This window comes from Viscerimonas tarda, assembly GCF_054601255.1.
Window position 1 is genome coordinate 69,710 of the sequence record NZ_BAAHWV010000015.1, and the last position, 26,745, is coordinate 96,454.

Genomic DNA, 26,745 nt, shown 5'->3' on the forward strand with positions numbered 1-26,745 from the left:
AGCGTGTCCAAGTGCCGTCCCTGCGGGACTTGGATAGCGTGTTGCACCTATCCCGTAAGCTAAAGCATACGGTTAATAAAGCGCCGTCCCATGCGGGACTAGAGCAGTTTTGCCGGTGATTCAACCCCTTCGATAATGCGAAAGTATATAATTTTTCATGCATTCACCCTGGCGTCAAGCTTGCAGTTTAAACTCAATAAATAAGGGTTCTTTCTGCTCACAGTTTGCCCCATAAACCACCAACAGGTACTCATTGTCATCTATTTTCTCAATTGCAGTCTGTTTTTCTACAATTTTGCGGGTAAATCCGTACTTCGATAAAAATTCTTTATCCTGCCCCAATTGGTAGCGGAGCCGTTTTAGTTCCGGCTTATCCTGCCTGTTGTCCCAAAATCCATGAGGGCGGACACCGAAATTGCAGTAATAATCAACGCGCAATGTGGCAGACATGTCTATCTCCTTAGCAAGCAGAAAGCGATGCAGGTTCAGGAAGAGGTCTTCCAACTGATAAGCATGGCTGGGATAGTCATTGGTTTTGTAAAATTGGCCGATTTCATCGAATAATTCAAAATATTTTCCCTTATAATGTGTATCGAAAAGGCTATTCATTGTGCGGGAAAATCGTCCGCTGTTCCAGTATTTCTCCAGGGCATGTTCCGCCTCATGAATACGTTTCAGTTCGTCTGCCGACAGGCTGTTGTTGTACTCAACTTCGTAGGGAGCATCCTCTTTGTAGCGGTAACCATAGGTTTGTGCATCGTTTCGCAAGGCCGTTCCCCGAAGCATTTTCAGAAAACCAAGCTGCACCTCCTTTGCCTTCAAAGCAAAAACGTCGTTGAAAGATTTTACAAAATAATCGTATGTTTCGTACGGAAGACCGGCGATAAGGTCGAGATGAATGTCAATTTTTCCGCCATCCATTAGTTGTTTGACGTTTCGGGCAAGCAAATCAAAATTTTGCGCCCTTTTCACCGCCAGATTAGTAGGTTCATAAGTAGATTGTACGCCCACCTCGAACCTGAAATAACCGACAGGCAGATTTTCGTTCAGGTAGTCTATCACATCGGCGGTAAGCATATCGGCATATATCTCGAATTGAATGCTCAGGCCTTGCCGGTAATTCTTAATCAGAAAATCGAAGATAGCCAAGGTATGCTCCCTGTTCAAATTGAATGTCCGGTCTAAAAACTTAATCTGCTTGGCGCCGTTATCCATCAACTGCTTCAGATTCTTGAAAATATATTCCTGCGAATAGTAGCGTACCCCTTTCTCCAGCGACGACAAACAATACTGGCATTGATACGGGCAACCCCTCGACGATTCAAAATACGTCAGCCTGTTCTTCCTCGAATCGTTGTCCGCCTCCAAGATATACGGCGATGGCAACAATTCCAGGCGTTTCAAATCGGCTTTGGCAATCTCCCTGCTGATGTGCCCACTGAACGATACCGCCTGTATATCCACCGGCTTGTTATGCTCGATAGCATCCAGCAATTCGCCCAAAACAAACTCGCCTTCACCGCTAACAACAAAATCAACGTCCCAATTTTCGATAAAATATTGAGGCTCGTAAGTAACCTCCGGCCCGCCGAGAATGGTAATAATACGGGGGTCCTGTTCCTTGAGAAGGGAGAGCAGCTTTCTGGTTTGTTCAACATTCCAGATATAAACGGCAAAGCATACAATACCAGGCTGTTGCGCCAATAAATCAGCTGCAATCTTCGCCACATCCTCCTTGATAACATATTCCCTGAACGAAATATCGAACCGGTCTTTATTGGCGACATACAACAGCCGGAGGGCGAGCGAGGTGTGGATATATTTGGCATTGAGGGTAGTCAGGATTAAGCCCCCCCGCCCCCCGTAGGAGGGATTTTGTACCTCCCCTACGGGGAGGTTGGAGGGGCTGCTTAATCTTTCCATTGACCACTAATCACGTCCATAATACGGGATGTGCGGGCGGCGGAAACCATTGTTGAGGGGCATTTGCCAACTCCGCGCAATTCATCTACAATCGTCTGAATCAGAGGCTGCTGGATATGCTCCGGTTGTTCGGGTTCAAAGAAATCGACTTTTCCGTCAACCGCCAGTTGGATAGGCTTGAAGGAGAAGGTATTGAACGACACGCAAGCTTTTGTCCCCGTAATAGTTACGCTGTCCTGTCCGGCATCTTTTGAGGCCACAAAGCACCATTGCCCCGTCCCCAACACACCCGATTTAAACCGGAAGATAGCCGAAAGCGTATCCTCCACTGCATATAAACCGGCCATGTTTGCCGTATAGCCCTTTACCGTATCTATTTCGCCCAGAAAATAATCGAGAATATCAAGCGTATGAGGCGCCATATCATGAAAATAGCCGCCTCCGGCTATCTGCTTCTGTACTCGCCAGGTATGCTGAGTTCGGTCGCAGTCCGTTGCTTTGGCCGATGCATAATACCTGACGTCCACACACAGTATATCACCCATGCAGCCACTGGCTATAATCTCCTTTACTTTCAGAAAATAAGGCAGGGAGCGGCGGTAATAGGCGACAAACAATTTCTGTCCGGTTTTCTTCGATGCCTGTATCATATCCAGACATTCGGCATAATTCATCGCCATTGGTTTTTCTACATACACCGGCTTTCCGGCCTCCATTGCCCCGATTGCGTACTCTTTATGGGCGTTTGGAGGCGTGGCGACATATATGGCATTCACATCCGGGTCGTTGATTAATTCGTCTGCATCCGTATAATATTTCAGTACGTTATGCCTGCCCGCAAAATCCTGCGCTTTCAATTCATCTCTGCGCATAACAGCCACCAGCGCCGAATGGTCGATTTTATACAATGCCGGACCGCTCTTTTTTTCGCAGACATCGCCACAGCCAATAATTCCCCAATTTATATTTTCCATAAAAAAGCCCCTCCAACCTCCCCGCAGGGGAGGCTTTTAATAATTTGTAATTTCGTTTAAAGCAGAGACGGGACACGCCCCAGGGCAAACGCATGAAAATCTTTAAGGCTTTCAGCCTTAGCCTGTTCGAACTCTTTTCATGCGTTTGCCCTGGTGGGGCGTGCCCCGTCTCTACAACTTTGAACCTTAAACTTTGAACTTCAAACTTTCAATAAATATGTCCGTCTTCTTTCAAGTCGTTTTTATCGAATTTCTTTTGCTCCAATACGCCCCATGCATAAATTATATAGGCCAGGACAAAGGGAACAAGGAAAGAGACGTATGTCATCGCCGTAAGCGTAAATTCGCTCGAAGAGGAATTTTGTATCGTTAGCGAAGCCTGCAAATCGTAGGTTGATGGATAATAGGCCGTATTGTTAAATCCGGTTATCAGCAACAAGCTGCATACCGTCAACACAGCGCCAACTCCCGAGAAAAATATCCCCTTCTGAAACTTTTCGCAGAAGAAACTGCGGATAATTCCGTACAAAACGAGCAATACGCCAACCAAAAATACAATACCCACAACAGGCATCTCAACCAAATTCGTAAAATATTTGTACTGAATCAACTCCACTTGATTCGTCTCGGGATTTACCGCAAAACCTTCGGAGAAGAATGTCCAGATAACAAAGGCGAGGAAGAAGACAACAAATGGCAAAGCATTATAAAGCAAGTGCTTGCGCGAGCGATTCACCAAATCCTGATCTTCGATGCGGTTAATGAAAAACAAGCAAGCCAGTGTTCGGGCTAAAAAGAACACCGCCAGGCCCAAGCACAAATTTCTGACATTTGCCAAGGCTTCCAGTCCGTGCCATTCGGTTTGCCAACTGCTGATGACTACTGCCAGCGGATTTCCGTTCAGTTCGTTGGTCAGGTTATCTTTGTTCACCCCAAATTCGGAACCGGTGAAGAAGGTAGCAATCGCCACGCCTACAAGGAAGGTTCCCAACAGACCATTTATCAGTAAAAACCACTGGTAGGTTTTCTTGCCGTAGGTGTTCCCCGGTTTCGACTGGTACTCGTAGGCAACCGCCTGTATTACAAAGCAAAACAAAATAGCCATCCACACCCAGTAGGCGCCGCCGAAGCTAGTGGAATAAAACAGGGGGAAAGAGGCGAATAACGCGCCGCCGAAAGTAACGAGCGTAGTGAATGTATATTCCCATTTGCGCCCCAAAGCATTCACCAACAAAAAGCGATGCTGTTCCGATTTACTTAACGAAAATATCATGGATTGGCCTCCCTGTACAAAAAGCAAGAACGCAAATATCCCGCCTACCAAGCTGATGAGGAACCACCAATAATGCTGTAAAAATGAATATTCAAACATAATCTTTATCTATTTTTGAGTAAAAAAAGCGTGCGAATCAATTCGATTCGGGGCCTTTCCTAATCTGGTTCAACATAATACGAATTTCAGCGATAAGCAATGCCGTAAACAATGCCAAAAACAAGAAGAAAGTAATCATCACCGAAGTAGAAGATAAGGCCGATACAGCGGCCTGCAAAGGAAGAACATCCTGAATAGCCCAGGGCTGACGGCCAACCTCCGCAACAATCCATCCGGCCTGACCGGCTATGTAAGCCAATGGAATCGACCAAACAGAAGCCCAAAGCAACCATTTTTTATTGTCCAGTATCTTCTTCTTATCAAAGAAAAGAACAAGGATAAACAGCAAAATGAAAAGCCCGCCCAGATAAACCATGATGTGGAACGACCAGAAAGTCAGGGGCAGATTGGGAATAAGCTGTTCGGGACTATCCAGATAACCGTATCCGAAATAGGCGAAATTTTCTTTTAATTCCGCCTTATGGTGTTCGGCAACAGCCTCGTCGTTACGGGCAATGGCTTTCCGGTAATCGCCCAAGGCCTGAATAGCCAACTTTCCACGCGCTTGCTTTTCGGCAAACGACAAGGCCTTTCCTCCTTGTATGTCGTAACCTCCTTCTATAATATCGGTAATGCCCGGCACAAAGGCGTCCAAGTCGTTGTAGCCCAGTAGCGATAAGGCTTTAGGAATTTCCAGTTTAAAAATATAGGGATCAACATTATCGGCATACGATTTTTTTGCCGGATTGGGAAGCGCCACAGCTATAAGTCCCGCACCCTGTTTCCCTTCGTAAAGGCCTTCCATCGCGGCCAGCTTCATGGGTTGATATTGAGCTACATAGTACGACACAGTGTGTCCTGTAACCGCAGTTAACAAGGAAGCCGTAAGCCCAAATGCAGCCGCAACCTTAATGCTTTGCCGCGCAAATTCCGCGTTTCGTTTTTTGAGCAAATACCACGAAGCAACACCCAACACAAATACGCTACCCAATATCCAGCACGAAAGAACCGTGTGGAAGAATTTGGCAACCGCAACAGGAGATAAGGCAACCTGAAAGAAACTTACCATCTCGTTGCGCGCCTCAGCCGGATTAAATTCCATGCCCACAGGATGTTGCATCCAGGCATTGGCGACAAGTATCCACCAGGCCGAAATAGTGGCTCCGGTAATGGTCAGCCAAGTGGCGGCCAAGTGGGCTTTTTTGCCTACCCGTTGCCAGCCAAAAAACATGATGGAGATAAATGTAGCTTCCATAAAAAAGGCGACAATGGCTTCAATAGCCAAAGGCGCTCCAAAAATATCCCCGACAAACCAGCTGTAATTCGACCAGTTTGTTCCGAACTGAAATTCCAGGATAAGACCGGTAGCCACTCCTATCGCGAAATTAATTCCAAAAATGTTCATCCAGAATTTGGCAGTTTTTTTCCACTGCTCATTGCCTGTTCTGACATACATTGTTTCCATTATCGACATAATTATCCCCAACCCCAAGGTTAGCGGAACAAAAAGCCAATGGTACATGGCAGTCATCGCAAATTGCAATCTGGACCAATCAACTAATGACGTACTTAAAAATTCCATAATTTTCCAGTTAATTAAAGGTTTGTAATATAATGATGTACACGCTCTGTTTTTTTCATGGTTCTGCCAGGTTTCGTGTAAGTTGCTCTGTTACATAATCAGCCTTGCCCTTCTGATTATCAGCTTTAGAGTTCAAAAAATCAGGAAAGAAAAACGGACGAAGAATCAAAAACATAATCGCCAGCTTGATTATGACAATCAGCCACAATGTCCGCCCAAGCGTCATGCTCTTAAACCCATCCCGAAACATGGTGAAGAAATTGAATCTTTCAGGTTTGTTATCCATGGCGTAGATATTTTTTTATAATTTTAATTGAGAGTTGAGAATGATATACAACACTCAATATAAGTATAACGTCAATATAAGGTAGTCCGTTGGGACTTGCATATCAATAGAAAAACATTACACGACCAAGCCCGAACGCCGTAGGCTAAGGCTGAAAGCCTTTAAGCATTAACTTAACGGCGTAGCTAAAAACTGTCTCATCAACCTGTCATCCCGTGCTCGAAACGGGATCTCCTGACAGAGGTTCAGATTATGCTAACTTTGCCAGGAGATGCGGGTCAAGCCCGCAATGACAAATCTTTCAACGCCTTTAGTATTCGCTATAATCCAGCCCAAATGCATCGGCCACTCCTTTATATACGACCTTGCCTTTTACTATATTGAGGCCTTTTCTTAAATCGCTATAATGGCTGCAGGCTTTTTCCCAGCCCAGATTGGCTACATTCAGTATGTACGGAAGCGTTGCATTGGTTAACGCCAGCGTTGATGTCATTGGCACAGCTCCGGGAATGTTTGCGACACAATAGTGCACAATACCATCGACCAGATACACCGGGTCTTTGTGGGTTGTAGGCTTGGTAGTCTCGAAGCAACCGCCCTGATCGACCGATATATCAACCAAAACCGTTCCCGGCTTCATGTCTTTCAGCATGTCCTGGGTAATCACAAGCGGAGCCTTTGCACCCGGCGTCAACACAGCGCCTATTATTAAGTCGGAACGCTTAATTAAATGACGGATAACATATTCGCTGGAGTGTTGGGTAACCACATTAGCCGGCATAATATCGGCCAAATAGCGCAATCGCGTCAGGTTTTTATCCAGAATGGTAACCAGAGCGCCCATTCCGGCAGCAATACGCGCGGCTTGCGTACCCACAACACCACCGCCTATCACCAGTACCTGTGCAGGCCTCACACCCGGAACGCCGCCCAGCAGAATCCCTCTACCAAACTGCGGTCTTTCCAAGTATTTGGCGCCTTGCTGTATGGCCATCCGTCCGGCTACTTCGCTCATCGGCAACAATAGCGGCAACGAATTATCGGGCATGGCAACTGTTTCGTAAGCAATGCAGACCGATTTGCTTTTTATCATGGCCTCGGTCAAGGTCAAACTCGACGCAAAGTGGAAATAGGTGAAAATAATCTGACCTTCCCGTATCAGCGCATATTCCGATTCGATCGGTTCTTTTACTTTCACAATCATGTCTGCTTTGGCGTATATTTCTTCTATGGTGGGTATGATTGTAGCGCCCGACCTGAAATAATCTGAATCTGAAAAACCACTACCTAGCCCTGCTCCCGCTTGAATAAAAACTTCGTGTCCGCCAGACACTAAGTCATAAACCCCTCCGGGTGTTACCGACACCCTGTCTTCGTTTAGTTTGATTTCTTTTGGAATTCCAATCTTCATATTATTTACTTCTATATATTAAATATTCTCAGGCACAGAGCCTTTTTACAAGAAACTGTTATAACTTAAACCGTTCTTTAGCTTAAACTCCGGCCTTGCTACCTTACGCTTCGCCACCCACAGGCGGGAAAAAACCGATATTATTATCAATTTTTATCGACCCGTTATTGTTTTCATACTTGGCAATATTGTCGTTTAAAGCATGAAGCAGGCGTTTTGCATGTTCGGGCGTCAGTATAATCCGCGATTTTACTTTAGCTTTAGGCACGCCGGGTACAATCCGCACGAAGTCAATCACAAATTCGGACGACGAATGCGATATAATTGCAAGGTTGGAGTAAGTCCCCTGAGCGACTTCATCCGATAGCTCAATCTGTATTTGGTTTTGTTGTCCTTTGTTGTCCATGTTTTGTTCGGTTTTTTTTATTTAAAGATTCTATTTCTATTACTCTTACAAAGAAAGTTAAATTTTATTACAATAACAAGAGCGCCTCATGTATTTTACAACATATTTCAGGAAAAATCGTCCTTTTTTCTCAAAAAGATAAGCTGGGAAATTGTGCCGATTATTCCAAGCCCAATCATCACGTACTGCATCTTACTGTTAGCGAACAAGATAAAGGCCGTAAACGAAATCATCGACCACATAACAGCCAGAATCAGGATGCGGGTTTTTAATGAGAATCCGTTTTTTACACCTTTCAGATACATGCCGGTCAACCGGTTGTTTTCGAGCTTGGCGTACAGGCGACCGGAGCTTCTTGCATACAAAAAACCCGTCAATAAAATAAACGGGGTCGTTGGCAATCCCGGGGTTACAAGCCCCAGTAAACCTAAACATAAACTGATTGTTCCTCCTATTATATATAGGTATTTTTTCATCGGGAATTTAATAATTCTATGGAATAATGTGCTAATATGCTAATGTGTTGATGTGTTGATGTGTTGATGTGTTGATGTGCTGATGTGCTGATGGCGCAAAGCGACAACAAATTCATTATTTTCAAATGTGCTGATGTGCTAATATGCTAATGTGCTGATGGCGCAAAGCGACAACAAATTCATTATTTTCAAATGTGCTAATGTGCTAATATGTTGATGTGCTGATGGCGCAAAGCGACAACAAATTCATTATTTTCAAATGTGCTAATGTGCTAATATGCTAATGTGCTGATGGCGCAAAGCGACAACAAATTCATTATTTTCATTAGCATATTAACATATTAGCACATCAGCATATTAGCACATCAGCACATCAGCATATTAGCACATCAACACATCAGCAGCACATCAACCAATTGCCACATTCTCCAATTGGCGAATCCCTATCTTCTGCGCCTCCTTATCGAGGTATGCTTCCAGGGCGCTTCCTTTCGGAATCTCATTCAGCAGCACAATTTCGGCAATCTCATCTTCGAGGTGAGTTTGGATAGCCCTTCGGAGAGGACGTGCACCAAACTGAACATCGTAGCCTTTTCCGGCGATAAAGTCTTTTGCGTCATCGTTCAGAATCAGGGTATAGCCAAGTTCCGACACGCGTTTATAGAAATCCTTCAGCTCAATGTCGATAATCTTAAATATCGACTCCTTGCTCAACTGGTCGAAGATGATAATGTCATCAATACGGTTCAGAAATTCGGGCGAAAAAGTTTTGTTCAAGGCTTTTTGCAAAACGCCTCTCGAGTGTTCATTTTCATGTCCTTTCACAAATTCGGCCTGAAATCCTATTCCTTTGCCAAAATCTTTCAGCTGGCGTGTTCCCACATTCGAGGTCATTATCAGAATGGTGTTCTTGAAATCGACTTTTTTGCCCAAACTGTCGGTCAAATGACCTTCGTCCAGCACCTGCAACAGGATATTGAACACATCGGGATGTGCTTTCTCTATTTCGTCGAGTAAGACCACCGAATAGGGTTTGCGTCTCACTTTTTCGGTCATCAAGCCACCTTCTTCGTATCCTACATATCCCGGAGGCGCTCCTACCAACCTCGACACGGTGAATTTTTCCATATATTCACTCATATCAATGCGAATCAGCGCATCGGCAGAATCAAACAATTGTTCGGCTATTTTTTTCGCCAAATGGGTTTTACCCACTCCCGTAGGGCCCAGGAACATAAATGTGCCAATGGGCTTGTTTGGCTCTTTCAGCCCTACCCTGTTGCGGCGAATGGCTTTCACTATTTTATCCACCGCTTCGTCCTGACCGATGACCGCCTTTTTCAGGTTGTCTTTCATACCCAGAAGTTTCAGGGTTTCGGCTTCGGCAATTCGTTGAACCGGAATACCTGACATCATGGCAACAACTTCTGCCACTTTTTCCTCATCCACAATCTGGGGCTGTTCTTTCAGCTGTTTTTCCCAGTTGTTTTCTTCCTGCTCCAAGCGTATCATCAGCTGGCGCTGCTTATCGCGGAAACTGGCTGCCAGCTCGTATTTCTGGGCTTTCACGGCTTCCGTTTTCTTTTCCAGAATGCCGCTCATCTCATTTTCAAGTTCCTCGATAACGGGCGGAACTTTTATGTTTGAGATATGCATCCGCGCACCCGATTCATCCAAGGCATCAATCGCCTTATCGGGGAAATTCCGGTCGGTGATGTAGCGGTCGGTGAGCTTCACGCAAGCTTCCAGGGCATCATCGGTGTATTTCACGTTGTGATGTTCTTCGTAACGGCTTTTGATGTTGTTGAGTATCTGCAAAGTTTCATCGGCAGTTGTAGGAGCCACTATCACTTTTTGGAAACGGCGTTCCAAAGCGCCGTCTTTTTCTATGCCTTTGCGGTATTCGTCCAGGGTTGTTGCGCCGATACACTGTATTTCGCCACGGGCCAAAGCCGGTTTCAGCATATTGGCGGCATCCAGCGAACCTGTTGCTCCTCCGGCGCCCACAATGGTGTGAATTTCGTCGATGAAAAGGATAATATTGGGATTTTTCAGCAGTTCGTTCAGTATGGCTTTTATGCGTTCCTCAAACTGTCCGCGGTACTTGGTTCCGGCCACAACTGAAGCCATATCCAGCGATATAACGCGCTTGTCGAACAGCAAACGGGAAACCTTTTTCTGGGTAATCCGCAGCGCAAGTCCTTCCACGATGGCCGATTTGCCGACCCCCGGTTCGCCTATCAATATCGGGTTATTTTTCTTCCGTCGGCTCAGGATTTGCGCCAAGCGTTCAATTTCCTTTTCACGCCCGACAATCGGGTCGAGTTTGTTTTCCGAAGCGGCCTTTGTCATGTCCGTCCCAAAATTGTCCAGTACCGGCGTATCTGTCGCCTGACGTGTTTGGGTATTCACATTCTGAGACGATTTGTTGTTTACTACGTCTTCATCATCTTCCTCGTCGTCGGTGAAGCCTGCACCCATTCGGGGCGTTTCCGGCTTGTCGCGATTTATATTCATATTATTAATGTACATAAACATACCTGTATAATCTATTCTATAAGTTCGTAATGTTTCGGCTGCAAGATTTTCGTATTCTTTCAGTATGGCAAGCAATAAATGTTCCGAATCGGCTTCAGGACTTTTTGTCAGCCTGGCCTCCAGAATACTTATCCGCAATATTTTCTCCGTATTTCTGGTCATCACAATTTCGTTGCCTTCGTTAGAATCGGTATCTTGCTGCCTCGTTATTTTTATATCAATGTCCTGTTTCAATGCTTCGATATTGACTCCAGAATCAATCAAAGCCTTTATAGCCAGACCTTCTCCGTTACGAAGAATGCCAAGCATCAAATGTTCGGGCCCTAAATAATTATTCTGGAGCCGTCCTGCCTCTTCACGGCTGTAAGCCATGATTTTGCGAACCCGTTGTGTAAAATTATTTTCCATAAAGCTGTCCTCCTTTTTTTATTTGATGTTTATACGCCAAATAAAAGACTTTAAACAATCTAAATCACCTGTTCGTATATTACAACAGCAAAAACAATGCCATGATAAATACGCCAAATTTCAAGATTTTACATAAGAAAGTTGTCCCCAAACACGAGGCATACGTTGTAAAATCAGAGTAAATGTACAACAATCTAAACTATTTTTTATAAATTTGCCCTATAATTATTCCTATCTCATCTCAATAAAAAACGTAAACAATTATTATATAACACATTAGATGGAAAATTCCAAAGCTATAACTTCTGAAATAACATTAGAGGAAATTCAAAATTTTGAAGGTAAATACCCCAAACAGCTATGGTATCTGGCGCTGGTTGAAATGTGGGAACGCTTCACATTCTACGGAATGCGCGCTTTGTTGGCGCTATACATAGCCCACCTTGCCTTGTCGGCCAATTATCAGCCAATGGACAAAGACGAAATGACGCAAAAAGTAGCCAAGTATGAGCAAACTCACAATAGCAAACTCACCGAAGACCATCCGATGTATTACCTGCAAACATCCCAAACAAAAGTTTACAGCGATGCCGAAGCCAGCGCCAATACACAGTACGGACTTATTTTGGCATTCGTATATGCCATGGCATTTGTAGGCGGATTGTTTGCCGACAAAATCTTCGGGTTCCGCCGGTCTGTTTTCTGGGGCGGCGTACTGATGGCTATCGGAACGTTTACGATGGCAATTCCGGGTGAATTTTCCTTTTATCTGGGTGTCAGTATCCTGATTGTCGGCAATGGATTTTTCAAGCCAAACATATCCACTATGGTAGGCGCCTTGTATAAAAAAGATGACTCGAGACGTGATGCAGGTTTCTCATTATTCTACATGTCCATTAATGTAGGTGCACTGCTCAGCGGGCTGATTATAGGCTATATTGGAACCACCATTAGCTGGTCGTTGGGATTTGCATTATCCGGCATATTCATGTTACTAGGATTATTCGTTTTCCACTTCACTCAACGCAAACTGGGACCCATTGGTTTGGCTCCCAATCCCGAAAAACTGAAAGAAAAGAAATTCGGCATATCCAAAGGCATCCTGATTCATGCAGCATCCCTGCTATTTATCCCATTCTTTTGGGTAATGGTATCTCAGCCTATGAATATCGACATGTCGTGGTTGCTTGGAGGAACCGAAACAATGGCTTTTAAAGATATATTTATGATTGCCATTGCTATCCTTGTCCTAGGGTTCTTGGTTGTAACACTGTTTAAGGTGAGCAAAGAGGAGCTCGGGAAAATGATAGTGGCCATCGTGCTTATCTTGTTCTCTGTCTTGTTCTTCTCGTTTTTTGAACAAGGAGGCGGTTCGCTCAACTTCTTTGCCGAAGGAAACGTAAACGGGCACGGCCTTCCGATGGCCATGGTGAACAATTCCATCAATCCCCTGTGGGTCATTATCTTCGCCTACCTGTTGGGCTTGCTTTGGATAGGATTGAGCAAACGAAAAATGGAACCGAATACAGTAGTTAAATTCAGTTTGGGATTTATATTTCTGGGATTGGGATTTTTTGTTTTTTTCCTAAGTCGCAATTTTGCAACATCCGACGGGTTTACTCCTCTTTGGTCGTTTTTATTTGCTTACCTGATTATTTCGATTGGCGAACTTTGCCTGTCGCCCATTGGTCTGTCGATGATAACACGCCTGACGCCGACCCGCCTTCACGGAGTAATGATGGGTACCTGGTTTCTGGCCAGCGCCTACGGACAATACGGAGCCGGTATGATAGGCTCGATACTGGCCAAAGTTGACGAAACCATCGCCAACCCCACCAACGTGGATAAACTGATTGAATACACCAACGGCTATTACAGCATAGCCATTGTAGCGATAGGCGCAGGTGTCGTATTGTTGGTAGTATCTCCGGTGTTGAATAAGATAATGAAGAGATGAACCCCCTAAATCCCCCTACGGGGGAGTTCGGAAGCCTCCCCTACGGGGAGGTTGGGAGGGGCTTTGCATTTATTTCCTGTACTTGTTGCCCGAATCTTCTTCCAGCATATTAACGTAGGATTTGTAGCGGCTTTCGCTGATGTAATGGTCGGCGACAGCTTCACGCACCGCACAACCGGGCTCGGTGAGGTGAATACAGTTATTGAAGCGGCATTTATCCGAGAACTGGAATATGTCGCGAAAATAGTGGTATATTTCTTCGGGCTTCATATCCACTACGCCGAATCCTTTTATCCCCGGCGTGTCGATAATGTAGCCGCCCGAAGGCAGTTCCAGCATTTCGGAAAAAGTAGTGGTGTGCATCCCCTTGGCGTGGTATTCGGAGATGGCGCCGGTTTTTAGCGTAGCCCCGGGAATCAGGGAGTTGATGAGCGTTGATTTGCCCACGCCCGAATAACCGGAAAACAGGGTAATCCTGTTCGTTATTCGTTCGGTTAATGCATCCAGCCCCTCTTTGTTAAGCGCCGATATTTTCAGGCAGGGATAGCCGATGTATTCGTACATGTTTATCAGGGCATCCATGTATTCAAGCTCCTCGGCGTTGTACAAATCCACTTTATTGAAAACCAGATTCACAGGCACACGATAAGCCTCGGCAGAAGCCAGAAAACGGTCGATAAAAATAGTGGAAGTCTCTGGGTGGCTGATGGTTACAATCAGCAGGCATAAATCGAGATTGGCCGCAATAATGTGCGATTGCTTCGATAGATTGGGCGATTTCCGGATAATGTAATTCCGGCGCTCCTCTATTTCGGTGATAAAAGCAGTACCTTCGTTATTAATCACAATATCCACCCTGTCGCCCACAGCAACCGGATTGGTGCTCTTGATACCCCGTAAGCGGAAGTTCCCCTTTATCTTGCATTCGATAAAGCGGTCATCATCCGTTCGGACAAGGTACCAACTGCCTGTGTTTTTTATGACTAAACCCATCATGAGAATTGAGAATTGAGAGTTGAGAAATAACGTTCGCCCTTAGGCAACTACGAACACATTGGCTGGGGGTTGTCTAAAAAAAAAGACTGTCATCCCGTGCTTGACACGGGATCTCCCGAGTAAACGTGCAATGATTATCAGGGGATTGCAGGTCGGATCCCGCAATGACAAATGGTATTTTATGTTCATCACCGTAGGGGCGCGATTAATCGCGCCCCTGCAACATTAACCATTGACCGCTAACCATTAACCACCAAAGATTCAAACGGTTAAAATTTCCCTCTCCTTTGCGGCAAAAAGCTCGTCTATTTTCTTTATGTATTTGTCGTGCACCTTTTGCATCGAAGTTTCGGCATCTTTTGCTACGTCTTCGGGCGTTCCATCCTTTACGGATTTCTTGAATGCATCAATCGCTTCACGGCGTGCATTCCGGACGCTGATTTTTGCGTCTTCGGCTTCCTGCTTCGATTGTTTAACCAGGGCTTTACGCCGTTCTTCGGTGGGGGTAGGAATCGATAAGCGGATAATTTCGCCATTGTTTTCGGGCGTAATACCTACATCCGAATCCATAATCGCTTTCTCAATGTCCCTTATCAGCGACTTTTCCCAAGGCTGAATAACGATGGTTTTAGCATCGGGCGTATTTATCGAAGCCACGCCGGAGAGCGGCGTAAGACTCCCATAATAGTCGAGCTTGATGCCATCCAATATACGGGGATTCGCTTTCCCGGCACGGATATGCGCCAAGGATTCTTCCAAAAATTCAACGGCAGACTGCATTTTCGATTCTGCACTTTTTTCAATGTCTTTTATTTCGGCCATATATATTTAGTTTTAAAGTTCAAGGTTCAACAGCCCCCTAATCCCCCGTAGGGGGACTTTGAAAGCCTCCCCTGCGGGGAGGTTGGAGGGGCTACTCCCACTCAATCGTTGCCGGCGGTTTGGACGAAATATCGTAAACAACGCGGTTGACGCCTTTTACTTTATTGATGATTTCGTTCGACACCTTTGCCAGAAACTCGTACGGAAGGTGCGCCCAATCGGCTGTCATGGCATCGGTGGATGTTACGGCGCGAAGGGCTATGGTGTAATCGTATGTCCGCTCGTCGCCCATCACCCCAACCGAGCGCACGGGAAGCAGGATTGTTCCGGCCTGCCAAACTTGGTCGTAGAGGTGATAATCGTTGAGCATTTGCATGTATATATCGTCGGCATTCTGCAATATTTCTACTTTTTCGGCAGTAATATCGCCCAATATGCGGATGCCCAATCCGGGACCCGGGAAGGGATGGCGCTTAATCAAATGTTCCATCATACCCAGTTCGAGACCTACGCGCCGCACTTCGTCCTTGAAGAGCAAACGGAGGGGCTCCACCAGTTTCAACTTCATGGTATCGGGCAATCCACCCACATTGTGGTGCGACTTAATAACCGTTCCGGTGATGGACAGCGACTCAATAATATCGGGATAAATGGTTCCTTGTCCGAGCCATTTGATGTCTTTTAGCTTGTGCGCCTCTTCGTCAAACACATCAATAAATCCTTTGCCTATAATCTTGCGTTTTTGTTCGGGGTCGGTTACTCCGGCCAGCGCCTTGTAGAATTTATCTTTGGCATTCACCCCAATAACGCTTAATCCGAGGTGCTCGTAATCTTTCAGTACTTTCTCAAACTCATTTTTGCGCAACAATCCGTGATCGACAAAAATACAGGTCAGGTTTTTACCTATCGCCTTGTTCAGCAGCACCGCCGTAACCGACGAATCCACGCCACCCGAAAGCGCCAGAATAACCTTGTCGTCGCCCAGTTGCTTTTTCAATCCGGCAACCGTACTTTCGATGAACGACACCGGCGACCAATCGCGTTTGCAACCGCAACTGTTGAGGAAATTGCTCAGCAGTTTTGTTCCGTCTGTGGTATGAAACACTTCGGGATGAAATTGCACTCCCCATGTTTTTTCGCCTTTTATTTTGTATGCCGCCGCTTTCACGTCGTTTGTGCTGGCGATGATTTCAAAATTTTCGGGCAATTGGGTGATTGTATCTCCGTGCGACATCCAAACCTGCGAACCAACCGCTATTCCGTCAAAAAGTTCGTTTTTTTCGATGCTTGCCAAATGGGCGCGGCCATACTCGCGCGAATCGCCTTTTTCGACTTTTCCGCCCGATGTATGCGCCAAAAACTGTGCGCCGTAGCAAATTCCCAAAACAGGATATTTGCCTCTGATTTCGCTCAAATCGGCCTGAAAGGCATCTTTATCGTTTACCGAAAATGGGCTTCCCGAAAGAATAACCCCTTTCACGGCGCTGTCATCCTTGGGGAATTTGTTATAAGGTACGATTTCGCAATAGGTATTTAAGTCCCTCACCCGTCGCCCAATCAGCTGAGTGGTTTGCGACCCGAAATCAAGAATAATAATCTTCTCCTGCATAAATTTAGTTGATATGGTTTAACGCGCTGTAAAGATATAAAAAATATGCCAATGTGCCAATGAGAATAATATGCCAATGTGAATAGCACAGGAGATTGCGGGTCGGATCCCGCAATGACAAGGCGTTCTTCTCCCCTCTCCAAAGTGGAGAGGGGCTGGGGGTGAGGAGTATTGGTCGAGGCACGCCACGCCCCTACATTATTCACATCAGCACATCAACACATCAACACATCAGCACATTTGGAAATTACCCCAGCAAATCCGGTCGCAATCTTTTTGTTCGTTCGATGGCTTCGTTCAGTTTCCATTCATCTATTTTTTGCTGATGCCCCGACAACAGGATTTCGGGTACTGTCCAGCCTTTGTATTCCGATGGGCGGGTATATACGGGCGGAGCCAGCAGGTTATCCTGAAAAGAATCGGACAAGGCCGATTGTTCGTCGCCAATAGCGCCCGGAATAACGCGCACGATGGCATCGGCTATCATGGCGGCCACCAGCTCGCCACCGGTAAGCACAAAGTCGCCGATGGATATTTCTTTGGTTATCAGGTGTTCGCGTATGCGGTAATCAATGCCTTTGTAGTGGCCGCAGAGGATGATTATGTTATTGAGCGACGACATGGTATTGGCCATTTTCTGGTTGAATTGCTCTCCATCGGGGCTGGTGAAAATAACCTCGTCATAGCGCCGTTGGCTCTTCAGGAAGGAGATGACGTTATCGACCGGTTCAATCTGCATCACCATACCGGCCTCGCCGCCAAACGGATAATCATCCACGCGGCGATGCTTGTCGGTGGTGTAGTCGCGGAGATTGTGGATGTATATCTCTGCCAGGCCTTTATCCTGCGCCCTTTTCAGTATGGAGCAATTGACTGCTCCCTCAATCATTTGTGGCAATACGGATATTATATCAATTCTCATTAGTTGGTAATTTTTTTAGAAACTGCCCAAAACTAAAAGAGGCTGCTGTTCAGGCAACCTCTTTCTTTATAGCTACATGCCTTAATTTCAGGCTTCTTTTGCTTTTTTCTTCTTTTCTTCTCTTTCCAGTATTTCGTATGCCACAGGAGCAGCAACGAACAACGATGAATAAGTACCGATAATTACGCCAATGAACAAGGCAAAGGTGAAGCTGCGGATTGTATCGCCACCCAAGATGAAAATACACAATACCACCACTAAGGTAGTGAGTGTTGTATTAAGGGTACGGGTGATGGTTGTATTCAAGGCTTCATTCATTGTGGTAAGCGAGTCGCGTTTCGGATACAGATGTCTGTATTCGCGAACACGGTCGAAGATAACCACCGTATCATTGATAGAGTACCCGATAACCGTCAGTATCGCAGCAATAAAGGTCTGGTCAACTTCCATCGAGAACGGCATAATCTTGTGGAGGAATGAATAGAAGAATATAACGAGTATGGCATCATGTGCTACCGAAGCAAACGTACCTATTGAGAACGCTATATCGCGGAACCGGATTAAAATGTACAGGGACATGCTTAACAGGGCGGCAATAACAACCCAGAAAGCGCTGGTTATCATATCTTCGGCAACGCTAGGCCCTACTTTTTGCGAACTTTGTACATAACTGTTGATAGATGTTCCTTCCTTTATGTAATCTTTCAGAGCAACATCAAACTTGTCCGTAATTTCCTGTTCTACATTATCGCCATTGTCTGCAATCTTGTAGTTTGTAGTGATACGCACCTGATTGCTCGAGCCAATAGTTATGACGCGCACGGTTGAACCTTCAAATTCGGTAACCAATGCTTGCTCGATGTCGGTAGTATTTACCGGTGCATCAAACCGTACAACATAATTGCGTCCTCCGGTAAAGTCGATACCGGTATTCAGCCCGAGTGTAAACAAAGATACTATACCGGCTACTATTATCGCAGCCGAAAGCATATAAGCGCCCTTTCGCATACCAAGGAAATTAATCTTGGTGCCAAGCAACAAGTTTTTGCTGATTGGCGTGCAGAAAGGAAGATTAAGCAATTTACCTTTCGAGAATGCATATTCGTATACAACACGTGTCATGAACACGGCTGTAAAGAACGAGGCAATAATACCAATCATCAATGTGATGGCAAATCCTTGTATTGGGCCTGTACCGAAATAGATAAGGATACTGGCAATAATAATAGTGGTAAGATTGGAGTCGAAGATAGCCGAGAATGCGTGTTTATAACCATCCATCACGGCAGCCCTGACGGCTTTACCGGCACGCAATTCCTCCCGTGTTCGTTCGTAAATAAGCACGTTGGCATCCACAGCCATACCGAGGGTTAACACAAGACCGGCAATACCGGGCAAAGTCATTACGGCTCCAAACGAAGCCAGAGCGCCCGCCGTAAAGAACAAGTTGAGGAGCAAGGCGCCATTGGCAATCATACCGGATATAAAGCCGTAGATGAGACACATATAAGCCATCAACAAAATCAAGGCAATGATAAACGAAATCAAGCCTGCATTAATCGCTTCTTGTCCCAACGAAGGCCCTACTATATCTTCCTGAACGATACGAACGCCGGCTTTCATTTTACCCGACTTCAGCACGTTTTCCAAGTCTTTTGCTTCATCCACCGTAAAGCTTCCTGTGATTTGCGAGCTACCGCCTTCGATTTTATCATTCACGTTTGGTGCGGAATACACGTACCCGTCCAAAACAATTGCAATCGCTTTGCCCACTTCGGAGCCTGTGATGGTTGCCCATCTCTTGGTTCCGGCCGGGTTCATCTGCATACTTACACCCCAGGCCGAGCCTTTTTGTGTTTGGTCGGCTTTGGCCGAAACAACTACTTCTCCGTCGAGCGCAGGACCTTTTTTAGTACCGTCGCCACGCAAGGCATACAATTGGTAGAAGAATTCTTTCGAGTCAACGGCTTTGAAACCCCATCTAAATTTCAGATCGCTCGGATAAACATCCTTGTACCTGTTCAGGATGTAGTTTACGGTTGCTGTATCGTTGCTGTGAACGAGAGCAATAGCCGCTCCACCGATACTTCTATAATACTCTTCCTGAACCTTAAATTGTTGAGGAGTAGCGAAATATTCCACAAACGCCTTCCGGTAGGGATGAGCGCCAACTTCTTCAACAGCAACTTGTTCGATGCCTGTTGTGTCGGTTACTGTAGTTACCGAGTCGATTTTATTTGTTGCAGCCAAAACCTCAACGGTTTTTTGGTTGATGTCGGACAAATATTGTTGTATATCCTGACTGCTGTATGTTTTCCAAAACTCAAGGTTTGCGCTACCTTGCAAGAGTTTTTTCACACGTTCGGGTTCTTTAATACCCGGAAGCTCGATTAATATACGTTCGGCGCGCTCCAATTTCTGAATATTGGGAGCAACGACCCCGAAACGGTCGATACGTGTGCGCAGTACTTCAAACGAAGCATCGGCCACACTTTGCAATTCCTTGTTAAGAACTGACCTTACTTTGGCATTGTCATCATTCGGGTTAATCTGGTCTCTCAGTTTTGAACTGAAAACAGAAGCCAGTTTACCGGAAGGATTGTTAGCCTGATACTTTTCGATGAAAAGAGTGATATAGTCTTTATTACTACCTTTAAGATTTTCGTTCGATGCTTGTTGCAAAGCGGTAATAAACTGTTGGTCGTCTTCATTTCCTAAAGTACGGATTACAGCTGCTGCATCTATTTCCAAGATAACATTCATACCGCCTTTGAGGTCTAATCCAAGCCCGATTTCTTTTTCACGGCACTCTTTTAATGTATAGCCCAACCATACTCTTTCGGTTGCCAATGAGTCTAAATACTGACTTTCCAGTTCAAGATTACCATTTGCATATTCTTTGGCTGTGCTTTCGTAGTGTCGGGTTACAAAAGTAAACGACAGGTAAAAACAACAAACCAACGTTAAAGCAACGGCAAAAATCTTTACAAATCCCTTGTTTTGCATTTTTAGATTTTACTTAATTTATAATTATTGTTTATTTATTTGATTAATTCTCAGTCGATTAGCATGATTAACACAAAGAAGCAGATTTGAGTTATGGTTCAAATCCACATGCATTTATGTGCTTACACGCACCTACGAGCCTGCAAATATAATCTTTTTATCTTTTTAATCGAAAAAATGCCGGAATATATTTGAATGAAATGTGAAAAAGTAATTCGCAAATGAGAATAATGGAACTTGCAGGAGCGAATCATTATTCGCCCAATACACAAATATTGTGCAATCGGGCGAAAAATATTTCGCCCCTACATTGAACGTTGAACTTCGTTACCCGTTAATCAGGGAAATTCCCGCCCAAACGGCAAAAATACCCCCGATTATGCTGATTGCCGTGTATAATATGGCCATCAACGGGCAATTGTTTTGAAAAAGGGTTAAGTTTTCGAGCGCAAAGGTCGAAAATGTGGTATATCCGCCACAGAAACCGGTTACAAGCAGCAACTTCATGTTCGGACTAATTGGGAGCTGGGAAGTCAACAAGCCGGTGAACAGCCCGATAAGGAAACAGCCCAGCAGATTAACTCCCAAGGTTGCCAGCGGAAAGTTTCCCCAATAATATCTGGCCGTCAATACCGAGGTCAAGTAGCGTAAAATACTACCCGCACCACCGCCAAGACCCACAATAAGAATTTGCTTTATCATAATACTCCTTAGTAATAAGACCCCAAATGTATGAATAATGTGGCAAATTGCCAACATGCTAATGGGAATAATGAGGATGCAATGTGCTAATTGGCGCAAAGCGACAAAAACACTGCCATTTGCGGGCTCAGTCCCGCAATCCCCCGGACGCGACCCCAACCCCGTGCATTGCACAACCTTTCAGTAGAGACGTGGCGCGTTTAATGGTTGAACTTGAAACCTTGAACCTTTTTGAAGTTTCGTTAACGATTTGTAAAAACCGCATTCATAGACAACTATTTCCTGTTTACTTTTGTTTTAATAACAGAAAGGAGCCAATAGCATTTAAGTTTCTTTTTAAAGGAAAAATAGCCATGAAAACAAGAATGAATCTTCGGAAGAATCGGATTTTGTATCGTGTTGACCCTAAGAAGTTGTCGATAAGGATATTTAATAAAATTTATTCGTTCAACAGGCAGATTAGAATATCTACCCGCGAAAAAGCTCAGTTGGAGGAGGATGAGAAATTGGAGATATTTTCCAGCGACACGTTCCCTGTAGAGTTTGGCGGAATCTGGTACTTTGACTCGGAAGACGAGGCTCTAAATTTTGTGAAAAGACAAATAGGTTTTTAAGTGGTTTTAGTTTTTATAATGAAGTGTGTAAAATGGAGGACAGAACCGGCTCTTTGTAGCCGGTTCTGTTTTTTTATGCCCCGGAAGCAGGAAAACTGAAAAAAAACAGTAAAAATAATTTGCATGTTCTATTTTTTTTATAATTTTGCAAACATAAAAAGAAAAAATAATGACTCAGTTCATAAACACATATTGGTGGTGGCGCTTACAATTTCAACAATCGTGAGTCGGCATTAGGTATGTAATAAAATGAAACTGATTTTTAGAATATAAAAAGCCTATCGTTCTCACGGTAGGCTTTTCTTTTGAGAATACGATTAAAGTAATATAATGAAAAAATTTGCAGTTGATTCTAACGGATTTTATGGAGAATTTGGAGGCGCTTACATCCCCGAAATTCTTTACGACAATGTCGAAAATCTAAAAAACGCCTATCTGGCAATATTGAACGACCCTTCGTTTCAGAAAGAGTATCGCGATTTGCTTCGCGATTATGCAGGTCGGCCTTCGCCATTGTATCCGGCAAAAAGATTATCGGAAAAATACGGTTGCAGGATTTACCTGAAACGCGAAGACCTCAACCACACAGGCGCTCATAAAATAAACAACACAATAGGCCAGATATTGCTGGCGCAACGCATGGGAAAAACCCGCATCATTGCCGAAACAGGCGCCGGACAACACGGCGTGGCCACCGCAACAGTCTGCGCACTGATGAACCTGGAATGTGTTGTTTACATGGGAGCAACCGATGTAGAACGCCAGAAACTGAATGTACAGAAAATGGAGATGCTGGGAGCAACAGTGGTGCCCGTTACCAGCGGAAATATGACCCTGAAAGATGCCACCAACGAAGCCATCCGCGACTGGTGTTGCAACCCGGCGGATACGCATTATATTATAGGCTCCACCGTTGGGCCGCATCCCTACCCCGATATGGTGGCACGCCTGCAAGCCATAATCAGCGAAGAAATCCGTTGGCAGCTGCTGGAAAAAGAAGGACGCGAAAATCCCGATTACCTTATTGCCTGCGTGGGCGGTGGCAGCAATGCCGCAGGAACAATTTACCACTACCTGGACGAACCGGACGTGAAGATAATTCTGGCCGAAGCCGGTGGAAAAGGCGTTGATTCGGGCGAATCGGCAGCCACCATCCATCTGGGACGGTTGGGTATCATACACGGCAGCAAAACACTGATTATGCAGTCGGAAGACGGACAAATAGAGGAGCCTTACTCCATTTCGGCAGGGCTCGATTACCCGGGTATTGGCCCCATGCACGCACACCTGGCAAAAACAGGGCGCAGCGAAGTGCTGGCCATTGACGACGACGAAGCGATAGCAGCAGCCTTTGAACTGACAGCCCTGGAGGGAATTATTCCGGCCATTGAATCGGCACACGCATTGGGCGTGCTTGGCAAGAAGAAATTCAAGAAAGAAGACGTGCTGGTCATCTGCCTCTCGGGACGAGGCGATAAGGATATGGAAACGTATATAAAAGTAGCCCCCTAATCGACTTTAAAAGCCTCAGCCCCTCCAAACCTCCCCGTAGGGGAGGCTATTAAAGTCCCCCTGCGGGGGATTTAGGGGGCTGGGAGATTGGAGAGGCTGTTATTAATAATTATAATGATATGAAATACAAAATTCAAACCAAAACAGAAAAATTGCTGGCAGACTTACAGACGCCTGTCGGAATTTACTTGAAAATAAGGGATTTATATCCCGAATCGGCATTGTTGGAAAGTTCCGATTACCATGCGGGAGAAAATAGCTTTTCGTTTATCGGCTTAGACCCAATAGCCCGTTTTAAAGTTTCTAAGGGGCTTATAACCAAACAGTACCCCGATGAAAAAACAGAAGAGTACCAGCTAAAAGATTCGGCCAGGCTGACAAAAGAGTTCCAGCAATTCATCTACGATTTTGAGGTGAAAGGCGATAACCCCGAAGGCATTAATGGCTTTTTCGGCTATACTTCGTACGATGGCATACAGTATTTTGAGGATGTTGACCCCGTCAATAACAAACTGGGGAATGCAGATATTCCCGAATTTTATTACAATCTCTACCGCTTCATTATCATCGTCAACCACATCAAAAACGAATTGACCATTGTAGAAAACGTTCTCGACGGCGACAGCTCAAAGATGGACGATTTAATCTCCGTTCTCAACAACAACAATGTGGCGACCTATTCGTTTGAAGCCATTGGAACCGAAGCCTCTTTCGTGAGCGACGAAGAACATATCGAGATGATAAAAAAAGGCATCGCCCATTGCAAGCGGGGCGATGTATTCCAGATAGTTCTTTCGCGCTGCTTCACCCAGCAATTCAAGGGCGACGAATTTAATGTGTATCGCGCCCTGCGTTCCATAAATCCTTCCCCCTACCTGTTTTTCTTCGATTTTGGCTCGTTTCGCGTATTCGGCTCATCGCCCGAAACACATTGCAAGGTGATAAAAGGAAAAGCGTATATCGACCCAATAGCCGGCACCTATTTCCGAACAGGAGACGACGAAAAAGACCGTATTTTATCGGAAAACCTGCTGAAAGACGAAAAGGAAAATGCCGAGCACGTGATGCTGGTTGATTTGGCGCGCAACGATTTAAGCCGCAACTGCCACGATGTGAAGGTTGAATTTTACAAAAATGTGCAGTTCTATTCGCATGTCATCCATTTGGTTTCGCGCGTAAGCGGAATTGTAAACGAGGGAGTGAACAACATTGACTTATTTGCCGACACATTTCCGGCAGGCACCTTGTCGGGCGCACCCAAAATACGCGCCATGCAACTCATTCGCGACATCGAAAAAATGATGCGCGGCGTATATGGCGGCTGCATCGGCTACATCGGATTCAATGGCGATTTGAACCAGGCTATTACAATCCGTACATTCCTGAGCAAAAACAATACGCTTTACTATCAGGCAGGAGGAGGAATTGTCTCCAAATCGAATCCCGAAACAGAAGTGATGGAAGTGAAAAATAAACTGGGCGCTTTGAAAAAGGCCGTAGATATGGCTGAAACAATAAGCAAATAAAAATTATGAAAATACTGATATTAGACAATTACGATTCGTTTACTTACAACCTGGTGCATCTTGTCAAAGCCTTGGGCTACAACGATGTGGACGTATATAGGAACGACAAGATAGCGCTGGAAGACATCGAAAAGTACGATAAGATAATCCTGTCTCCGGGGCCGGGCATTCCGTCCGAAGCGGGTTTATTGCTGGATGTTATAAAAAAATATGCACCCTGCAAACCTATCTTGGGCGTTTGCTTGGGACATCAGGCAATAGGCGAAGCCATGGGAGCCAAACTTATCAACCTCGAAGATGTTTACCACGGCGTATCGAGTAAAATCAACATTATAAACCCCTCCTATCTGTTTGATAACCTGGCCGGTACAATAGAAGCCGGACGTTATCATTCGTGGATTGTCGATTCAAAGGACTTGCCCGGTTGCTTTCGGGTTACGGCAGTAGATGCTTCGGGGCAAATAATGTCCATCTCTCATAAAGAGTACGATGTACACGGAGTTCAGTTTCATCCCGAATCGGTATTAACCGCCGATGGAGCTACAATCGTTAATAATTTTTTAAACCATCAATAAGCAGAAAACAAATTCATTATTTATGCTAAGGACTGATTTATCAAAACGAATATACGGACTGGACATACTGAGGTCTATAGCCATTCTGTGTGTTTTATTGGGGCATACTTACAGTTATTTAGAATGGAAAGACATAGAGCCTGTTTTTGATATATTTACCCGGGATGGTGTTACTATATTTTTTGTTCTCAGCGGTTTTTTGATAGGTGGGATCTTAATAAAAACAATTGATAATGAAAAATTTACAATTAAATCATTAACCAAGTTTTGGATAAACAGATGGCTAAGGACTTTGCCACCCTATTATTTTGTCCTGATATTGTTATTGGTTGTTGTTTACGCCTTCAATCTGGGTTTAAAACCAAGTAACCTGACAACCTCACAACTACTCAGTTACTTCGGTTTTCTACAAAATTTCCGAACACCTCATTATGGATTTTTTTTAGAATCGTGGAGTTTATGTGTTGAGGAGTGGTTTTACTTAATAGTTCCTGTTAGCCTATTTATTTTGCATAGATTGTTCCGCTTTAAGGCCAAAACAGCTATTGCCTTAACTGTCGTTATAATAATCTTATCGACCAATCTGCTACGATTATATAGAATATACTATGGCATTCCGTTAGATTATCATCAAGTAGTTATGCGGCTCGATAGTCTTATGTATGGTGTATTGGGGGCATACCTCATCCACTACTACAGTGATTTTTGGAATAAATATATAAAAACAGGACTAATAATAGCTGCCATACTCTTTGTTGCCCAAGCATTGTTTGGGTATTGTAGCGCTTCCGGCCCATCAGCCGTAGTACACACAATTGTTAGCGACATACAACACAGTATAGTCCCAATTATAGTGCTATTGGCGCTGCCCTATCTATCGTCGATAAAAAAAGGTGATGGCTTTGTCTATCGTTTTTTTAGCTATACAAGTCTGATTTCGTATTCTTTGTATTTACTTCATGCCACATTTATAAAATATATTATTGTCGAAAACTTTAGCTCTTAAGTAAGTGTTCATAATTAGTTTGTATAAAATATTTAGTTTGTCTTTCCGTTCTAGTATGGTATATACAATTAGGAATGGGAAAGATAAAGAAACTGGAATTAACAGTTGCCCAGCGAGGGCAA

The 26,745-nt window shown here is 44.7% G+C and carries 21 protein-coding genes; 6 read left to right on the top strand and 15 right to left on the bottom strand.

The features are described 5' to 3' along the window. Positions 1-174: 174 nt before the first annotated feature. From ACYPWY_RS08495 to ACYPWY_RS08535, 9 genes are all read right to left on the bottom strand, one after another. Positions 175-1,923 (bottom strand): B12-binding domain-containing radical SAM protein, encoded by a 1,749-nt coding sequence (locus ACYPWY_RS08495; protein WP_459685092.1) that lies wholly within the window; start codon positions 1,921-1,923, stop codon positions 175-177. After that, on the bottom strand, positions 1,911-2,897 hold the full coding sequence (locus ACYPWY_RS08500; protein ID WP_459685093.1) for a Gfo/Idh/MocA family protein: 987 nt from the start codon (positions 2,895-2,897) through the stop codon (positions 1,911-1,913). Before ACYPWY_RS08500 ends, ACYPWY_RS08495 begins: the two co-directional genes overlap by 13 nt. 208 nt (positions 2,898-3,105) lie before the next feature. Beyond that, on the bottom strand, positions 3,106-4,269 hold the full coding sequence (locus tag ACYPWY_RS08505; protein WP_459685094.1) for a cytochrome d ubiquinol oxidase subunit II: 1,164 nt from the start codon (positions 4,267-4,269) through the stop codon (positions 3,106-3,108). Positions 4,270-4,306: 37 nt separating this feature from the next. After that, complete coding sequence (locus tag ACYPWY_RS08510) at positions 4,307-5,854, bottom strand: cytochrome ubiquinol oxidase subunit I (RefSeq protein ID WP_459685115.1); 1,548 nt, start codon at positions 5,852-5,854, stop codon at positions 4,307-4,309. Positions 5,855-5,906: 52 nt separating this feature from the next. Next, positions 5,907-6,137: a DUF4492 domain-containing protein gene (locus tag ACYPWY_RS08515; RefSeq protein ID WP_459685095.1), complete on the bottom strand. Its 231-nt coding sequence runs from the start codon at positions 6,135-6,137 to the stop codon at positions 5,907-5,909. A gap of 310 nt (positions 6,138-6,447) precedes the next feature. Next, positions 6,448-7,548 (bottom strand): alanine dehydrogenase, encoded by a 1,101-nt coding sequence (ald, locus tag ACYPWY_RS08520; RefSeq protein ID WP_459685096.1) that lies wholly within the window; start codon positions 7,546-7,548, stop codon positions 6,448-6,450. A gap of 103 nt (positions 7,549-7,651) precedes the next feature. Beyond that, positions 7,652-7,954 (bottom strand): DUF3467 domain-containing protein, encoded by a 303-nt coding sequence (locus tag ACYPWY_RS08525; RefSeq protein WP_459685097.1) that lies wholly within the window; start codon positions 7,952-7,954, stop codon positions 7,652-7,654. Between the two features lie 107 nt (positions 7,955-8,061). Continuing rightward, positions 8,062-8,430: a YbaN family protein gene (locus ACYPWY_RS08530; RefSeq protein ID WP_459685098.1), complete on the bottom strand. Its 369-nt coding sequence runs from the start codon at positions 8,428-8,430 to the stop codon at positions 8,062-8,064. Between the two features lie 408 nt (positions 8,431-8,838). Continuing rightward, positions 8,839-11,376, bottom strand: coding sequence for an ATP-dependent Clp protease ATP-binding subunit (locus ACYPWY_RS08535; protein WP_459685099.1), 2,538 nt, complete (start codon positions 11,374-11,376; stop codon positions 8,839-8,841). A gap of 280 nt (positions 11,377-11,656) precedes the next feature. On the opposite strand from ACYPWY_RS08535, the gene ACYPWY_RS08540 reads away from it, so the two are divergent. Beyond that, complete coding sequence (locus ACYPWY_RS08540; protein WP_459685100.1) at positions 11,657-13,333, top strand: peptide MFS transporter; 1,677 nt, start codon at positions 11,657-11,659, stop codon at positions 13,331-13,333. A 69-nt stretch (positions 13,334-13,402) separates the two neighbouring features. On the opposite strand, the gene rsgA is transcribed toward ACYPWY_RS08540, so the two are convergent. From rsgA to crcB, 6 genes are all read right to left on the bottom strand, one after another. Continuing rightward, a complete protein-coding gene (gene rsgA / locus ACYPWY_RS08545; protein WP_459685101.1) occupies positions 13,403-14,329 on the bottom strand; it encodes a ribosome small subunit-dependent GTPase A in 927 nt (308 codons plus the stop codon). 261 nt (positions 14,330-14,590) lie between these two features. After that, on the bottom strand, positions 14,591-15,151 hold the full coding sequence (frr, locus tag ACYPWY_RS08550) for a ribosome recycling factor (protein ID WP_459685102.1): 561 nt from the start codon (positions 15,149-15,151) through the stop codon (positions 14,591-14,593). A 91-nt stretch (positions 15,152-15,242) separates the two neighbouring features. After that, entirely contained in the window at positions 15,243-16,760 is a 1,518-nt protein-coding gene (gene guaA / locus ACYPWY_RS08555; protein WP_459685103.1) for a glutamine-hydrolyzing GMP synthase, read from the bottom strand. Positions 16,761-17,007: 247 nt separating this feature from the next. Beyond that, the gene (gene trmD, locus ACYPWY_RS08560) at positions 17,008-17,682 is read right to left on the bottom strand and encodes a tRNA (guanosine(37)-N1)-methyltransferase TrmD (protein ID WP_459685104.1); all 675 of its coding nucleotides are present in this window, start codon (positions 17,680-17,682) and stop codon (positions 17,008-17,010) included. An 87-nt stretch (positions 17,683-17,769) separates the two neighbouring features. Next, positions 17,770-20,688, bottom strand: a complete 2,919-nt coding sequence (secDF, locus tag ACYPWY_RS08565; protein ID WP_459685105.1) for a protein translocase subunit SecDF — start codon at positions 20,686-20,688, stop codon at positions 17,770-17,772. A 327-nt stretch (positions 20,689-21,015) separates the two neighbouring features. Next, on the bottom strand, positions 21,016-21,390 hold the full coding sequence (gene crcB / locus ACYPWY_RS08570) for a fluoride efflux transporter CrcB (protein WP_459685106.1): 375 nt from the start codon (positions 21,388-21,390) through the stop codon (positions 21,016-21,018). Between the two features lie 353 nt (positions 21,391-21,743). Here crcB and ACYPWY_RS08575 point away from each other — a divergent pair, with 353 nt between their 5' ends. The 5 genes from ACYPWY_RS08575 (at position 21,744) to ACYPWY_RS08595 (ending at position 26,623) form a co-directional block, all read left to right on the top strand. Further along, positions 21,744-22,004, top strand: a complete 261-nt coding sequence (locus ACYPWY_RS08575; protein WP_459685107.1) for a hypothetical protein — start codon at positions 21,744-21,746, stop codon at positions 22,002-22,004. 330 nt (positions 22,005-22,334) lie between these two features. Next, positions 22,335-23,516, top strand: coding sequence for a tryptophan synthase subunit beta (gene trpB, locus ACYPWY_RS08580; RefSeq protein ID WP_459685108.1), 1,182 nt, complete (start codon positions 22,335-22,337; stop codon positions 23,514-23,516). A gap of 119 nt (positions 23,517-23,635) precedes the next feature. Then, positions 23,636-25,042 carry an anthranilate synthase component I family protein gene (locus ACYPWY_RS08585; RefSeq protein WP_459685109.1) on the top strand — a complete coding sequence of 469 codons (1,407 nt, stop codon included), beginning with the start codon at positions 23,636-23,638 and terminating at the stop codon, positions 25,040-25,042. Positions 25,043-25,047: 5 nt separating this feature from the next. Beyond that, entirely contained in the window at positions 25,048-25,617 is a 570-nt protein-coding gene (locus ACYPWY_RS08590) for an anthranilate synthase component II (RefSeq protein WP_459685110.1), read from the top strand. 22 nt (positions 25,618-25,639) lie between these two features. After that, positions 25,640-26,623 carry an acyltransferase family protein gene (locus tag ACYPWY_RS08595; RefSeq protein ID WP_459685111.1) on the top strand — a complete coding sequence of 328 codons (984 nt, stop codon included), beginning with the start codon at positions 25,640-25,642 and terminating at the stop codon, positions 26,621-26,623. The last annotated feature ends 122 nt before the right edge of the window (positions 26,624-26,745 follow it).